Below are 14,866 nucleotides of genomic sequence, written 5' to 3'. Positions count from 1 at the left end.
TCCTGGTCCGAAGGAGTACCTCCCATGTCCGAACCGCAGACGACCGCCACGGTCGCCGATCCTGCCGCGAAGAGGTCGGTGCGCGACCTCGTGCGCGCCGCCATCTCCGGATGGCTCGGCACGGCCCTCGAGTTCATGGACTACCAGCTCTACTCGCTGGCAGCCGCCCTGGTCTTCGCCGATCTGTTCTTCTCGTCCGAGAACCCCGCCGTGGCCGTGGTCGCCGCGATGGCCACCTACGGCGTCGGCTACGTCGCCCGCCCGGTCGGCGCATTCTTCTTCGCCCGCCTCGGCGACAAGACCGGTCGCACGAAGGTCCTCTTCTACACGATCCTCCTGATGGGTCTCGCGACCACCCTCATCGGATTCCTTCCGACCTACTCGCAGGTGGGCGTCCTCGCCCCGATCCTCCTCGTGCTGCTCCGCATCGCGCAGGGCTTCGGAGCCGGAGCCGAGATCTCGGGTGCGGGCGTCATGCTCGCCGAGTACGCCCCCGCCAAGCGCCGAGGCATCATCGCCTCGCTCGTCGCACTGGGCACGAACTGCGGAACCCTGCTCGCCTCGGGCATCTGGGCGATCCTGCTCGTCGCGTACAGCGAAGACGAGGTCATCGCCTGGGCGTGGCGCATCCCGTTCATCGCCAGCGCCGTCATCATGCTCTTCGCGATCTGGGTGCGCTTCAACCTCAAGGAGACCCCGGTCTTCGAAGAGCGCGACGACGTCGTCGACGGCAAGGCGCTCTCGCGTGAAGAGGTCGTGAAGCTCGCCACCGAGACCAACGACATCCGCACGCTCGAGGCGATGAACCGCAAGCCCTGGAAGGCGTTCTCGATCGCGCTCCTGCTGCGCTTCGGCCAGGCCGGCAACTCGGGCATGATCCAGACCTACCTGATCAGCTACATCACCGTCGTGCTGCTGCTCGACCGCTCGATCGGCGTCAACGCCGTGATCGTCTCGTCGCTCGTCGCCTTCATCACGGTGCCCCTGTCGGGCTGGCTCGGCGACCGCTTCGGCCGCAAGCGCATGTACATGGTGTGGGCGATCATCGCGCTCATCATCATCGTCCCGACCATGCTCATGATCAGCAGCAAGGACACCGTGCAGGTGTTCGTCGGCTACGTGGTGCTGCACAACCTCGCGGTGATGAGCTTCGCATCGCTCGAGAACCTCACGCTCCCCGAGCTCTTCGGATCCCGCAACCGCTACACGTTCACGGCCATGGCACGCGAGATCGCCGCCATCGTCGCGACCGGTGCGGGCCCCGTCATCGCCGCCGCGTGGGTGTCGGCCGTCACCGGCTCGTTCATCCCGATCATCATCATGCTGTTCATCTTCACGCTGTGCGCGCTCATCGCCTCGATCTGGATGCCGGAGGTCGCCGGCCGCGACCTCACGGACCCGCGCGACGCGATCTGATCGGACCGCTCTTCACGACCAGGGGTGCGGGCGCCCGAACGCCCGCACCCCACACCTCATTCCGCACCTCCAGGAGAGAACGACATGACCATCGAGATCGTCGACGTCAACATCACCAGCCCCGGACGCAACTTCGTCACGCTCAAGATCACGACCTCCGACGGCATCGTCGGCCTGGGCGACGCCACTCTGAACGGCCGCGAGCTCGCCGTCGCCTCGTACCTGTCCGACCACGTCGCCTCGATGCTGATCGGTCGCGATGAGGACAGGATCGAAGACACCTGGCAGTACCTCTACCGCGGCCCGTACTGGCGTCGCGGACCCGTCACCATGGCGGCCATCGCCGCGGTCGACATGGCACTGTGGGACATCAAGGCGAAGAAGGCCGGGATGCCGTTGTACCAGCTTCTCGGCGGCGCCAGCCGCGAGGGCGTCCGCGTCTACGCGCACGCCTCAGGCACCGACTACGCCGCCCTGAAGAACGCGATCACCGGATACGAGGAGCTCGGCTTCACCGCCGTCCGCGTGCAGACCGGTGTTCCCGGCCTCGGGCAGATCTACGGCGTCTCTGCCGCAGGCCCCGGCGTGCGCTACGACTACGAGCCCGCCAAGCGCTCGGGCGACCGCCCCAGCGAAGAGACCTGGGACACCCGCAACTACCTCAACCACATGCCGGGGATCTTCTCGCAGATCCGGGAGGACTTCGGCACCGACCTCCGCATCCTGCACGACGGACACCACCGCATGTCGCCGATCGAGGCCGCGCGCTTCGCGAAGGACATCGAGCCCTACGACCTGTTCTGGCTCGAGGACTGCACCCCCGGCGAAGATCAGACCGCCCTGCGGCTCGTGCGTCAGCACTCGACCACGCCGCTCGCGATCGGCGAGGTCTTCAACTCGGTCTTCGACTATCAGACCCTCATCACCGAGCGCCTGATCGACTACGTGCGCTCGGCGGTGACCCACACCGGTGGCATCACGGCCATGAAGAAGCTGCTCGACTTCGCCGCGATCTACGGCATCAAGTCCGGCATCCACGGGCCGACCGACATCTCGCCGGTCGGCATGGCCGCGGCGCTGCATCTCGACCTGGCGATCCACAACTTCGGCATCCAGGAGTACATGCCGCACAACGAGCAGACGCTCGAGGTGTTCCAGACCTCGTTCACGTTCGACAAGGGCTTCCTGCACCCCGGCGACCAGCCCGGTCTCGGTGTGGACCTCGACGAGGATGCCGCGGCGGGCCACGAGTACACCAAGGCGTACCTGCCGGTGAACCGTCTGCTCGACGGGACCGTCCATGACTGGTGAGGTGCGACGGGTCGCCCTTCCCCCGCGCACGGTCGACTCGCGCCTGATCGTCGTCGCCCGCGCGAAGCGGGCGGAGGACTACGACGCCGTGCTCGACGTGCTCGTCGATGCCGGCATCCGCAGCGTCGAGCTGACGCTGACCACACCGGGCACGTTCGAGCACTTCCCGCACCTGCTCGCGCGGTTCGGCGACGCGATCGACCTCGGCATCGGCACCGTCACGAACGCCGTGGACCTGGCACGGGCGATCGAGGTGGGGGCGGCCTACATCGTGACCCCGATCACCTCGCGCGACTTCGTCACACAGGCGACGGATGCCGGTGTGCCGATCGTCCCGGGCGGACTCACGCCGACCGAGCTGTTCGCCTCGTGGTCTGCCGGAGCATCCGCGGTGAAGGTGTTCCCCGCGGGGCAGGTCGGACCCGCGTACCTGAAGGATCTGCGCGGCCCTTTCCCCGACCTCGTCGCCGTGCCCTCGGGGGGAGTCGACCTGGCCGGAGCCGAGGCGTGGCTGCGTGCCGGTGCGGTGGCGGTGAGCGTCGGCGGGCCGCTGCTCGGCGACGCGTTCGCCGGCGGTGACCTGCATGCCCTGCGGGAGCGCGCCGCGTCATTCGTCGACGTCTGCGCGCGGAGCGGCGAGTGACCACCTCGTCGCCGTCCGTCGTCACGCTCGGAGAGACGATGGCGCTCGTGCGCACGACCGAGATCGGCTCGCTGCGTCATGCGAACTCGCTGGCGTTCGGCATCGGCGGTGCTGAGAGCAACGTCGCGATCGGACTCGCGCGACTCGGAGTCACGACCTCGTGGCTGGGCCGCGTCGGCGACGACTCCCTCGGCGAGCGCATCGTCCGAGAGATCCGCGGTGATGGCGTCGACGTGCGCGCGATCGTCGACCCGGATGCCGCGACCGGCCTCATGGTGAAGGAGCGCCCGTCTGCGGCATCCACCGCGGTGCACTATTACCGTGCGGGGTCAGCCGGATCACGGCTGCGACCGGAGGACCTGCCCGACGGGTGGGTCGAGGACGCGTCGCTCCTGCACATCACCGGGATCACTCCGCTGCTGTCCGAGACGGCCCGGGCGGCCGTCCACTCAGCCATCGATCGTGCTCGGGCAGCCGAAACGATCGTGAGCTTCGACATCAACTACCGGTCGGCGCTGGCGTCGCCCGGTGTCGCCGGGTCCGTGCTGCGCGAACTCGCGGAACGTGCCGACATCGTCTTCGGCGGCGACGAGGAGTTCGCCATCCTGTATCCCCGCACCTCGACAGCGGATGCCGCGGAACGCCTGCGGGAGGCCGGATGCGCGACGACCGTGCTCAAGCAGGGACCTGACGGCGCCTCGGTCCTCACCGCCGGATCGGTGGTCGACTCGCCCGGGTTCACGATCGAGCCGGTCGACACGGTCGGTGCGGGCGATGCGTTCGTGGCCGGGTATCTGAGCGCCCTGCTCGACGGCCAGGCGGTCGATGCGGTCCTGCTCCGGGCGAATGCCTGCGGCGCCATGGCCTGCCTCGTTCCCGGCGACTGGGAGGCGGCACCGACTCTGCGTGACCTCGAGCGCTTCCTCGACGCCGGCTCCGACCCGGTGCGCCGCTGAATCGGCGTTGACGCCGCCTCAAGACGCGTAGCCTCGAAGGATGTCCAAAGCCGTCGCCTCCCTGTCCACGGCTTCCGCCCTCCCGGAGTCCGTGCCCCGTCGCACCCCGTTGTTCTCCCGCGCCGCGGTGAACTTCCGACCGGCCGCACTCGTCTACCGGGTCGTGTCGCTCGCCATCATCCTCACCGGTGTCATCCGGCACTCGGACATCCTGACCGGTCAGCCGGCGTGGACGACCCTGCTGTTCTACACGATGGTCAGCAACCTCCTGTGTCTCGCGTGGGTGCTGCTCCTCCTCGTTCGCACGGTCGGCGATCTGCGTCAGCGCGGACGGTTCGGCACATCGACGCCCAGCGCACGTGGCAGTGGAGCGGTGATGTTCGCGATCACCGTGACCATGCTGATCTACCTGATCGTGCTCGTTCCCTCGAGGTTCGCCGACGGCGACGCCGAGATCTTCTCACTCACCGACAACCTGATCCACATCATCACGCCCGTGCTGGTGATCGTCGACTGGCTGGTCTTCGTGCCGAAGGGATCGTTCCGGTGGATCGATCCTCTGCTGTGGACACTGCTCCCCTACGTGTATCTGACCTGGGCTTTCGTCTACGGTGCGCTCGGCGGCGAGTTCACACCAGGACAGGCGTATCCCTACCCGTTCATGGATGTCGGCGTGCTCGGGGTCGCGGGCGTCGCTCAGTGGATCATCGCCCTCACGGTCGCTCTCGTCGCGGTCGGCTTCGTCTTCGTGATCATCGACCGCATCCTCGGATCGCTCGCCCGGCGGTTCGTCCGACACTGAGACGCCCCGCGCCGGCGCTCAGTTGATGATCTCTGCGCGGTCGTCGGCGTGCAGCGCCGCGAGCCGTTCGCGCCATGCGGCGAGCGCCTCGGCCGAGAGGCGGGTCCAGTCGAGCACCTCGCGGACGACCCTCAGCGGCTCCGCGCTGCGATAGGAACGGGTCGGATTGCCGGGGAACTTCTTGTCGGTCACATTCGGGTCGTTCTCGAAGTCCCCGGTCGGCTCGACCTCGTAGACCCGCGGCTCGCGATCACCCGGCGCGAGCTCGGCGGCGAGTCCCGCACCGTCGGCCACGGCGGTGAAGTAGATGTGGTTCATCACGATCTCGGGCCGGTAGTTCGACGGATATCCGGCGGTCAGCAGGTCGCCCGGTCGCAGGTCTGCCTTGGTGCCGTGGAAGAAGGGGCCGTCATCCAGTGGGTCGCTCACCCGCAGCATCCTATGACTGCGCGCACACGCAGGGAAGGAGATCTCGCAGTACGAAGGACGGATGCCGACGGCTCACCCTTCGTCGAGAGAGATCTCCTTCACTGCGGTCGTCGCACAGATGGCGACGGTCAGTCGCCCGAGCGTCGCGTTCCGATACCCGGTTCGTCGTTGTGGATGGACTCGTCCTGCACGGATGACTCCGACGACGGGTCGACGCGCACCGCACCGGAACCGCCCGAGTCGGCGCCAGCGTTTCCGGCGGGAGTCTCTCCGACCTGGTCGGGGTCGTCCGCGTTGCGGTCTTCGATCAGCGCGGCGATCCCTTCCTCGGAGGGTTCTGCACCGCCGAGATCCTGACCGGACTCCTCGCCGCGGCCGCTCACTCGGTGCCGTCCCGCAGGTCGGTCGGCGCGTCGCCGCTGTGCTGCAGACCCTCGTCCTCCGGAGCCAGGTCACCCTGTCCGTCGTCGCCCAGCTCGGCGTCGACCGGGTCGTCGCCCTGGGTCTCGGGCTGGTCGGTATCGGTGGGGAAGGTGCCGTCCGAGAAGTCGTCGACTCGGGGGATGCCGGGCATGTCCGGCGGGAAGCTGTTCGCGAAAGCGTCGATGTTCGACATGATGCCCTCCAGGGTTGGTGTCCGAGCTCTCATGATGCGTCCGATCCGCGGCGAGCGCAGGGCGGTTGACAGCCCGGCGGAGGGCGAGGATCATTCCCGCCCCGATCCCGACGGGTGACGTCACAGGCCGAGCCGATTCGGCGGGCTGCTCGATTGTGTCGACACCCGGTCGCCCCTATTGTGTGGTCATGAACCGCTCGCGCCTCCGTCCACTGGTGAGCGCGGCTCTCGCGCTCGGGGCGGTCGCGCTTCTGGCCGGCTGCGTCAACGCTCCGACGGTCGACCTTCTCGCCAGCGGCGAATCCGCCCGCCTGCCTGAGTCGGTCACGTCCGACCAGATCGCGACGGTGGTCCCCGACACGGCGCGCCTGCTCGGCGAGGACTCCGAAGGGCACACTTTCTACGCCGTCGAGGCGAGTGACGAGAGCGGGCTCGGAAGGGTCTGCCTGGTGATCGACGGCGTCGAGAACGGGCCGGTCATGGGATGCGGGGCGATGCCGATCGAGGTCGAGACCGCCGGCGTGCGCGCCCGACTCAGCGTCGAGGTCGTCCCCGAAGACAGCGGCGAGAAGATCGGCGACTACCTCCGCGTCTTCCTGTGACCGACGACCCCGCACCGCGCGTGACCGTGAGAGCATCGATCGCAGACCACGACTCGAGGGAGATCTCGGATGCTCGACACAGCAGACAGCGTCAGGCTCGGCCGTTCCGGAGTGAAGATCTCGAAGGTGGTGCTCGGATGCATGAGCTTCGGCGCACCGGACCGCGGCGCACACGGATGGTCGCTCGATGAGGAAGCGAGCCGCCCGCTGATCGCGCAGGCTCTCGAGGCAGGAATCACGACGTTCGACACCGCCGACGTGTACTCCGACGGCACGAGCGAGGAATTCGTCGGCCGTGCACTCAAGGACTTCGCGCGCCGCGACGAGATCGTGCTCGCAACGAAGGTGCACGGGCGCATGGGCCCGGGCGCGAATCAGGCCGGACTCAGCCGCGGGCACATCCTGTCGGGCATCGACGCGAGCTTGACGCGCCTCGGCACCGAGTATGTCGATCTTTACCAGATCCACCGGTGGGACCCCGAGACGCCGATCGAAGAGACCATGGAGGCGCTGCACGACGTCGTCCGCTCGGGCAAGGCTCGTTACATCGGCGCATCATCGATGTGGGCGTGGCAGTTCGCCAAGGCCCAGGGTGTCGCTGCGCAGAACGGCTGGACGCGCTTCGTCTCGATGCAGGATCAGTACAACCTGCTGCAGCGCGAGGAGGAGCGGGAGATGCATCCGTTCTGCCTCGACTCGGGCGTCGGCGTGCTGCCCTGGTCTCCGCTGGCGCGTGGCAAGCTGACGCGGGAGTGGGATGAGACGACCACGCGCACGGCGACCGATGCCTTCGGCGCGACGCTCTACCACCGCGAAGAGGAGTCGAATCGGGCGATCGTGGATGCGGTGGCTCGCGTCGCCGAGGGACGCGGCGTCTCCCGGCCGCAGATCGCACTCGCGTGGGTCGCGCAGCAGTCGGCGGTGACCGCCCCGATCGTCGGCGCGACCAAAGCCGCTCACATCGACGATGCCGTCGCAGCCGTCAGCATCCGACTCGAGGCCGCCGAGCTCGCCGAGCTGGAGGGTGCCTACACGCCGCGGGATCCCGAGGGCTTCTGACCGCGCTCCGGCGCCTACTCGATCTGACCGATGGGCTCCCGCTTCTCGGCCTGGAACTGGTCTTCCGCGCGGCCTCTCGCCCAGTAGGCGGAGATCGACAACGACTCTCTCGGCACCTCGCGCTGCTTCAGCAGGGCCCGAACGGCCTTGATGGTTCCGCGCTCCCCGTGCGCGAACACACCGGGGTGCCCGTCCGACCAGGCCAGCTCCGCGAGGACGGCCAGCAGCTCGTCATCGGAGTCAGTCCATAGCACCGCCACTCCGGATGGAGCATCGGGAAGGATGCGGTCGCCGGGGTCGGCGACGGTGAGGATGACGTGCCCGACGGCATCCGAGTCCATCGCCTCGAGGGCCGACGAGATCGCCGGGAGCGCGGTGTGGTCGCCGATGAGCAGATGCCACGGCGCTCCCGGCTCGGGCAGGTAGCCGCCGCCCGCGCCGCTGACGACCAGCGTGTCCCCGACCTGTGCACGTCGAGCCCACGGACCGGCGACACCCTCATCGCCGTGCACGACGAAGTCGATGACGAGACGCTGGCGCTCAGCATCCGCTGCTCGCACCGTGTATGTGCGCGGAGTGGGCAGCTTCTCGGGGCTGTGCTCCCGCAGCTGAGCGAGATCGTAGGGAGGGGTGAGCCCGTGGCGAGGGTCGGCGAACAGGATCTTGACGTACTTGTCGGTGTAGACGTTGTCGGTGAAGGCCTCGTACCCGTCGCCTCCGGCCGTGATGCGCACGAGGTCGGGGCTGACCTGCTCGACCTGCTGCACGCTGAGCACGGCTTGGCTGGGGGTTCGGCGAGGCTGTTCCGGCATTGCGTCTCCTGACGAAGAGGAAGGAAGTCCTCTCCAGTCTGCCGGTCCTGTTCGGTGACCCGGCACACTTGCCAATATGGAAAGCGACCGCTAAGTTTCCACTATGGAAAACGAACCGACCGAGTCCCACGCCGATGCACTGGCTCGTCTCGACGCCGTCGCAACGTCATACGCCGACGCACCCCGGGGCGAGGGCTGGTATCACGTGGCGCTGGGTGCCGGCGCTGGAGTCTTCATCGCGTCGCAGGGATTCCCGCAGCCCTGGGCGATGGTGGTCGCACTCGCTTTCGTCCTCGCCATCCCCCTCTTCATCGCCTGGTGGCGCCGCACTCACGGCTGGTGGGTGTCGGGCTACACGGGTGGCGCGACGTTGTGGGTCACTTCCCTGATGCTGGTGGTGCTCGCCGCGACCGCGATGTGGTCGTACCTTGCGGCAGAACTGTGGATGAACGTCGCCGCGGGCGCGATCGCGTGCATCGCCGTCAGCGCCCTCGGCTTCCTCTGGATGCACGTCTGGCGCCGACAGATGCGGATGAAAGCGGCGTCATGAGTGGACTCGATCCTGCGATCCACGCCGTCGCGCGCCTGGAGCTGTGCGGCTTGCTCGCTCCCGTCGATGACGCGGAGTTCTCCTTCCTCCGCGACCGGCTAGCCGTGTCCGACTCCGTGCTGTCGAAGCACGCGAAGGCACTCGAGCAGGTCGGCTACCTCCACATCGTGAAGATCACGCGGAACGGGCGTCAGCGCACTCTCCTCTCACTCACTCCGGCAGGACGCCGGGCGTTCCGGTCACATGTCGACGAACTTCGACGACTGGCAGCGGTCGCGCACCGTCGTACACCGCGCCCGACTAGTCACGACTAGTCACGACTAGTCGCTGAGCAGGTCGTGCTCGTCGCTCTCCCGGCCTGCTGCCCGGCGACGCGACACCACCATGAGCGCGATGCCACCCGCGACCACGAGCAGCGCAGCACCGCCCACTGCCAATGCGAGCGTCCCGTCACCGCCCGTGCCCGGAAGTCCACCACCGGATCCTCCCTGGTCGGGTGGCGTCGGATCCACCGGCCCAGGAGGCTCGGTCGGGTCAGGGGACTCGGTCGGGTCAGGGGACGCGGTCGGCGACGGAGTCGGAGTCGGAGTAGGCGTAGGCGTAGGCGTCGGAGTCGGGGTCGGAGTAGGCGTAGGCGTCGGAGTCGGGGTCGGGGTCGGGGTCGGAGTAGGCGTAGGCGTAGGCGTAGGCGTAGGAGAAGGCGTAGGCGTAGGAGAAGGCGTAGGAGTAGGAGTCGGCGACTCGTCGAAGACGTTGACGATGGTGCACGTGACGTCGACCGCGAGAGGCAGGGTCAGCTCCGCCGTGCCGTCGCCGGTCTGCCGGACGCCGCTCACCCCGGGGAACCCTTCGCCCTCGCACACCCACTCACCCGCCGAGTAGTCGCTCGCCGCGCCGTCGTCCGATGCTTCGGAGAGAGCGTAGACGCCGGCGGACACCTCGGTGCGATCGACCGACCCGAGTCCCTCGAGGTCGGCGGGGCCGTCGGCGCGCACGGTCCAGAGCTCGGGATCGGCGTCACCACCTTCGACCCTCTTCACGAGACTCAGCGACGGGGCGATTGCGACGTTGAGGGCCGTGCAGACGGCCTCGTCGCCGTAGCCGAGGATCGCCTTCTCGGTCGACTCGTCGAAATCGGCTCCGACACAGGACCACGAGACGTCGTATCCCGCCGGACCGTCCTCGCTGAACACGTACTCACCCGGCGGGGTGAAGAGGCCGGTCACCGCATCCGTGCCGCTCTCGCCGGCGAAGGCCGCGTTGCCGGGTCCACGCGTCTTCAGCACGAAGTCCTTCACCGAGGCCGTTCCGCCGGCCGTGTCGTCGATCTCCTTCACGAGCGTTATCTGGGGAGTGATGGCGTTGTTCAGCACTTCGCAGACCACGTCACGACCCCCGGGGATGGTGACCTGGCCGTCGCGAGCGGTCGCACCGAAGCACGACCAGCCGAGCTGCTCGAAGCCGTCAGGACCCGACACCTCTGACAGCGACCAGGTCTGATCGGCGGTGATCGGGATGCGGGTGACGCTCGGCGACCCTGCCTGACCCGCGACCGTCGCCGCGTCGGAGGATGCTTGCAGCACCCATTCGCTCGGCAGAGGCGGCGTTCCGAACGCGGCGCTCACACGCTTCTGCAGGGTGATGGTCGACTGCGTCCAGGTGTTCGTGATCGTGCAGACGACCGAGTCTTCGCTTCCGTCGATCGTGACCGACGTCGCCGTGGGCATGACCGCTGGGCCACCGGTCTCCTCATCGACGCACGCCCACTCGCTCGGCACATAGAGCCCTGCGTCGACCGCGGTGCTGGACTCGCCGAGCTCGTAGGTGCCCGGGTCGACCGCCGCATAGCTGACAGCGGGCGTGCCGCTCGCACCCAACACCGAGTCCACCGCCCCCGCTGCGCTCAGCGTCCAGTCACCCGGACCGAGCGTTCCCCCGCCGGTGTTCACGACATCCTTCACCAGTGTGAGGTGCGAGGTCTGCGAGACGTTCTCGATCGTGCAGGTGACCTCGTCGCCCTCGGCGATCGTGACCTCGTCGACGAATCCCGTGGAGTTGGTGCACTGCCATCCCGCGGTCGTGTACCCCTCGGTGGGGCCCGCTTCGGAGAGATCGTAGGTTCCCGCACCGACCGGCTCGTTCGTGACGGATGCGGTGCCGACGACGCCCTCGATGCGCTCCGCCCCGTCGTCCGCCGAGAGTGTCCAGGCCTGAGGAGGTTGCGGTCCGTCGACGGTCTTGACCAGCGTCAGCCACCCGCCCTCGAACGCGTTCACGATCGTGCAGCGCACGTCCTCGTCACCCTCGATCGTGAGCTGCCCCGCCGAGACGGCCAACGGAGTGGCGGGCTCGGTCGCGAGGTCGACGCACTCCCACTCGCCCGCCGTGTATCCACCCGGACCGGATTCCGACAGCGTGTACGTTCCCGGTTCCACAGCGACGTGACTCACGTCCGCTGACCCGGTCACACCCGAATGTGGCGTGGGTCCGGCAGCTGACAGACTCCATTCGGTGGGCTCGTCGAGGGGCACTCCGGCGGGTCCCTCGACCTCCTTGACCAGCGTGAGCCGCGGCACCGATCCCGTGTTGCGGATGGTGCAGGTCACTGATTGGTCGAGGTCGATGTCGATCCGTCCCGATGCGTCGACGGGCAGAGGGGTGGACGCGCCGGCAAGCGTCGTCGCGGTGCACGTCCAGTCGCTCGCGGTGTATCCGGACGGTCCCCCGCTCTCACTCAGCTGGTACTGGCCGATGCGCACCCGCTGCGCTGTCACGGCATCCGAGTTCCCGGGGCCTCGAATGTTCATCGGCCCCTGCGCCTGCAGCGTCCACAGTGACGGATCCGCGCTGCCGCCGACGACCTCTTTGATCAGGGTCAGTGTCGGTTCGATCGCCTCGTTCTCGACGGTGCAGGTGAGCTGCTGGTCTGCGGTGAGGGTGATGGTGCGCACCGGCTCATTCGTCACGCTGCCGCCGCACTCCCACTCGACGAAGCGGTAGCCGCCGGGGGTATCCTCCCGCACGATCTCCGAGATCTCGTACGTGCCCGGCGGGATCTTCATGCTCTGGATACCGTTGAGCCCCTGCCCGCGGAACGTCTCGCCGGTGTCGACGTTGACGGCCTGCACATCCCACAGGGATCGATCACCGACGCTCGATCCACTGTCGAGGTTCTCGATCCGCTTGAACAGCGACAGTGTCGCCTCGCCCGCTGCAGTGGCCGTCATCGGGGCGACGAGCGCTCCCGCCACGACGAGGAGCACAGCCACGAAGGCGGCTCGGACGAACGTGCGCTGTCTCATGAAGCTCCACTTCGTCCTGGGGAAAAGGGGCGAGTGCAGCCCACCCTACCGAGATGAGTCAACCGAACGGTGGTTCGATATATCGGTCGACGCCTCTTTCCGCGTCGCATCGAGTGCGGCCCCGGGGCGCGCCTCAGACGGCGCAGAGGTCGGTGTCGGCGCTGCGGTTCACCGCATCCACCGGCCGCGGTGGCACCGGGGTGGCGCGGGGCTGTGAGGTGAGCGCTTCGTAGTCGGCGCCGAGCAGCAGCTGCACGCCGTCGACGTCTCCGACCTGAACGACGACCTGGATGCCGAGCTCTGCGGCGAGCGCCTGCGCCGTCTGCTGGGCGTCAGGGGTGTCTGCGGCCGTGATGGTCGTGAGGTCGACAGGGTCGGCATTGGCGATGCCGGCGACGGTGTATCCGTAGCCCGTCGCGTCATCGGAGACGCGGGACGCCAGACCGCTGACACCGGCACCGTTGAGGATCTGCACGGGCGCGGTGCGCACCGGCGCCTCGGGCTGCACCTCGTCGGTGGTGAGCACGATCGGCACGTCGTCGATCAGCGCCCGGAAGATGACGTCGGCGTCCGCGGTCGGCACGACGCGATTGGGGTCCTCCGGGGCCTCGGTCGTCGGCATGGTGAGGAATGTGACGCTGCTGAGCGGAACATTCGCGACCCGCGCGGCGAGGCCGGCGAGATCGGTCAGGGCTCCGAGACCGGGGTCGACGGTCATCGACGAGGTCACGGCATCGAGGAACGCGTAGAGCCGGTCGGGGCGCACGAGCACGGCGGACTTGGTGGCCTTCTGCACGATCGCCGAGAGCACCATCTGCTGGTGCCCGAGGCGGGCGATGTCGCTCTCCTGGGCGAGCGCATGGCGCGTGCGAGCGAGTGCGAGTGCCTGGTCGCCGTTGATCGACTGGGGGCCGGCGGGCAGGTCGAGGCGTGCGTGCCCGTCCTGCAGCGGCTCCGGCAGGCACACATCGATGCCGCCCATCGCGTCGACCATGCCGATGAATCCCTCGAAGTCCATCTGCACGAAGTGGTCTATCGCGAGACCGGTCAGCTGCTCGACCGCCGCGACGGAGCAGGCCGGGCCGTACTGCAGTGCCGAGTTCAGCATCCCCCAGCCGCCGCCATACGACCCGCGCCCGTTGTCGTCGCACGCCGGCAGGTCGCCGACGGTGTCGCGCGGAAGCTGCACGGCGTCGATGCGGGTGTTGTCACTCGAGATGTGAGCGATCACCATCGCGTCGCTGCGCTCGGTGCCGTCGTCTTCGCCGAAGCCCTCGGACTCGAGCGCCCGGGAATCGGACCCGAGCAGCAGGATGTTCAGATCGCCCGTCGCGAGCTCAGGCTCACTCTCACCGTCGTCCGAGCGGATGGGCGCCGTGGTGACGTTGCCCTGCAGCTGCCCGTAGGCGATGGCGCCCACGGCGACCAGGGCGGCCACGACGGCGACGCTGATCCAGCCGATCACTCGACCGCGCCGATGACGTGGTCGAGACGCGGGTTCGGAGCCTGACGAGACGTCGTTCTGGTCGTCGCTGTGGGGGGAAGCTGGCGATCTCACCTGCTCACACCATCACGAGTGGGGCCTGAGCGCCAACACGTGGAGGCGGCGAGTCCTGCGAGGGTGCTGTGAGCCCGGTCGCTCACACCGTGACATACCCCCGGGAGGAGTCGTCGTGGATGAGGCGGTAGTCGGGCGTGGTGCCCCGCCGGTCGGCCAGGCTCCACACCCGGGTCGCTCGCCCGTCGCCGGCGGACGCGGCGCCGTACTCGAGGACGAGCGCGCTCGGCATCGCCCCGTCGCGGTACTCCCCGACGAAGTAGCGCGGGCTGCCGAGACCACCCGAGTCCACCCGCCCGACGAAACGACCCGAGTCGGTCAGTCGAGGAGGAGTGGCGAGCAGGTCGGCGGGTGTGATGCGCTGGACGGCCTCGTGCTGTGCGAAAGCAGACAGGGAGAGAGGCATGATCGAGTCGATTCGCATCTCAGACCGCCTCCGCCTTCTGATCGCTGCGCGACGATCGCTCGCGAAGGCTCTGAGCCCAGTCCTTCGTGTCGGTGAACCGGTGCTCGTCTAGGTAGGCGCGGATGACATCGTGCACGAGGCGGATCTGTGACTCCGTCCCCATCGCCGCCTGCATCATGTCGACCGTCGGCGCGGGCGCCCCGTCGATGCGCTCGAGCGCCTGGCGGATGATGCGCTCGCGCCCCTCCCGTCCGAGGGACTTCTCCATGGAGGGCGTCTGGCGTGGGTACTCTGGGGCGTGTTCGTGACTCATGCGAGCCTCCTCAGTCAGGGATGGTGGTGTCTCACGGACAGTGGTGCCGGGGCTGCAACCCCGGCACCACGTCGTCTCCCCACCGTATCTT

At 68.2% G+C, this 14,866-nt stretch carries 17 protein-coding genes; 9 read left to right on the top strand and 8 right to left on the bottom strand.

Annotation, left to right across the window (positions count from 1 at the left end):
* The first annotated feature begins 24 nt into the window (after nt 1-24).
* From SOM10_RS08000 to SOM10_RS07980, 5 genes are all read left to right on the top strand, one after another.
* Entirely contained in the window at nt 25-1,416 is a 1,392-nt protein-coding gene (locus SOM10_RS08000; RefSeq protein ID WP_053098285.1) for an MFS transporter, read from the top strand.
* A gap of 84 nt (nt 1,417-1,500) precedes the next feature.
* Nucleotides 1,501-2,727 carry a D-mannonate dehydratase ManD gene (manD, locus tag SOM10_RS07995; protein ID WP_053098284.1) on the top strand — a complete coding sequence of 409 codons (1,227 nt, stop codon included), beginning with the start codon at nt 1,501-1,503 and terminating at the stop codon, nt 2,725-2,727.
* Nucleotides 2,717-3,370, top strand: a complete 654-nt coding sequence (locus SOM10_RS07990) for a bifunctional 4-hydroxy-2-oxoglutarate aldolase/2-dehydro-3-deoxy-phosphogluconate aldolase (protein ID WP_320489379.1) — start codon at nt 2,717-2,719, stop codon at nt 3,368-3,370. The genes manD and SOM10_RS07990 overlap by 11 nt, the downstream gene beginning before the upstream one ends.
* Nucleotides 3,367-4,326 (top strand): sugar kinase, encoded by a 960-nt coding sequence (locus tag SOM10_RS07985; RefSeq protein WP_320489377.1) that lies wholly within the window; start codon nt 3,367-3,369, stop codon nt 4,324-4,326. The genes SOM10_RS07990 and SOM10_RS07985 overlap by 4 nt, the downstream gene beginning before the upstream one ends.
* Nucleotides 4,327-4,366: 40 nt before the next feature.
* Entirely contained in the window at nt 4,367-5,128 is a 762-nt protein-coding gene (locus SOM10_RS07980) for a Pr6Pr family membrane protein (RefSeq protein ID WP_320489375.1), read from the top strand.
* Nucleotides 5,129-5,146: 18 nt separating this feature from the next.
* On the opposite strand, the gene arr is transcribed toward SOM10_RS07980, so the two are convergent.
* The 3 genes from arr to SOM10_RS07965 all read right to left on the bottom strand — a co-directional run bounded on the left by arr (nt 5,147) and on the right by SOM10_RS07965 (nt 6,173).
* Nucleotides 5,147-5,566 (bottom strand): NAD(+)--rifampin ADP-ribosyltransferase, encoded by a 420-nt coding sequence (arr, locus tag SOM10_RS07975; RefSeq protein ID WP_414683572.1) that lies wholly within the window; start codon nt 5,564-5,566, stop codon nt 5,147-5,149.
* A gap of 119 nt (nt 5,567-5,685) precedes the next feature.
* Nucleotides 5,686-5,940, bottom strand: a complete 255-nt coding sequence (locus SOM10_RS07970) for a hypothetical protein (protein WP_053098281.1) — start codon at nt 5,938-5,940, stop codon at nt 5,686-5,688.
* Nucleotides 5,937-6,173, bottom strand: a complete 237-nt coding sequence (locus SOM10_RS07965; protein ID WP_053098280.1) for a hypothetical protein — start codon at nt 6,171-6,173, stop codon at nt 5,937-5,939. Before SOM10_RS07965 ends, SOM10_RS07970 begins: the two co-directional genes overlap by 4 nt.
* Nucleotides 6,174-6,361: 188 nt before the next feature.
* Here SOM10_RS07965 and SOM10_RS07960 point away from each other — a divergent pair, with 188 nt between their 5' ends.
* Both SOM10_RS07960 and SOM10_RS07955 read left to right on the top strand, forming a co-directional pair.
* On the top strand, nt 6,362-6,775 hold the full coding sequence (locus tag SOM10_RS07960; protein WP_056275740.1) for a hypothetical protein: 414 nt from the start codon (nt 6,362-6,364) through the stop codon (nt 6,773-6,775).
* 69 nt (nt 6,776-6,844) lie between these two features.
* Nucleotides 6,845-7,834 carry an aldo/keto reductase gene (locus SOM10_RS07955; RefSeq protein ID WP_320489373.1) on the top strand — a complete coding sequence of 330 codons (990 nt, stop codon included), beginning with the start codon at nt 6,845-6,847 and terminating at the stop codon, nt 7,832-7,834.
* Nucleotides 7,835-7,848: 14 nt separating this feature from the next.
* On the opposite strand, the gene SOM10_RS07950 is transcribed toward SOM10_RS07955, so the two are convergent.
* Nucleotides 7,849-8,646, bottom strand: coding sequence for a siderophore-interacting protein (locus SOM10_RS07950; RefSeq protein ID WP_320489372.1), 798 nt, complete (start codon nt 8,644-8,646; stop codon nt 7,849-7,851).
* Between the two features lie 103 nt (nt 8,647-8,749).
* Here SOM10_RS07950 and SOM10_RS07945 point away from each other — a divergent pair, with 103 nt between their 5' ends.
* Nucleotides 8,750-9,196, top strand: coding sequence for a hypothetical protein (locus SOM10_RS07945; protein ID WP_320489371.1), 447 nt, complete (start codon nt 8,750-8,752; stop codon nt 9,194-9,196).
* Nucleotides 9,193-9,510: a transcriptional regulator gene (locus SOM10_RS07940; protein ID WP_320489369.1), complete on the top strand. Its 318-nt coding sequence runs from the start codon at nt 9,193-9,195 to the stop codon at nt 9,508-9,510. The genes SOM10_RS07945 and SOM10_RS07940 overlap by 4 nt, the downstream gene beginning before the upstream one ends.
* 6 nt (nt 9,511-9,516) lie before the next feature.
* Here the strand turns inward: SOM10_RS07940 and SOM10_RS07935 are convergent, their stop codons facing one another.
* The 4 genes from SOM10_RS07935 to SOM10_RS07920 form a co-directional block, all read right to left on the bottom strand.
* Nucleotides 9,517-12,498 carry a hypothetical protein gene (locus SOM10_RS07935; protein WP_320489368.1) on the bottom strand — a complete coding sequence of 994 codons (2,982 nt, stop codon included), beginning with the start codon at nt 12,496-12,498 and terminating at the stop codon, nt 9,517-9,519.
* Nucleotides 12,499-12,631: 133 nt separating this feature from the next.
* Nucleotides 12,632-13,963, bottom strand: a complete 1,332-nt coding sequence (locus SOM10_RS07930) for an LCP family protein (RefSeq protein WP_320489367.1) — start codon at nt 13,961-13,963, stop codon at nt 12,632-12,634.
* A gap of 175 nt (nt 13,964-14,138) precedes the next feature.
* The gene (locus tag SOM10_RS07925) at nt 14,139-14,462 is read right to left on the bottom strand and encodes a hypothetical protein (protein WP_320489366.1); all 324 of its coding nucleotides are present in this window, start codon (nt 14,460-14,462) and stop codon (nt 14,139-14,141) included.
* Nucleotides 14,463-14,481: 19 nt separating this feature from the next.
* The gene (locus SOM10_RS07920) at nt 14,482-14,730 is read right to left on the bottom strand and encodes a hypothetical protein (protein ID WP_320489364.1); all 249 of its coding nucleotides are present in this window, start codon (nt 14,728-14,730) and stop codon (nt 14,482-14,484) included.
* Between the last annotated feature and the right edge of the window lie 136 nt (nt 14,731-14,866).

The sequence above is a fragment of the Microbacterium sp. CFBP9023 genome (assembly GCF_034045055.1).
Classification (GTDB): Bacteria; Actinomycetota; Actinomycetes; order Actinomycetales; family Microbacteriaceae; genus Microbacterium.
The sequence above is the reverse complement of the archived record's forward strand: the minus strand, read 5'-3'. Positions and strand labels throughout refer to the sequence as shown.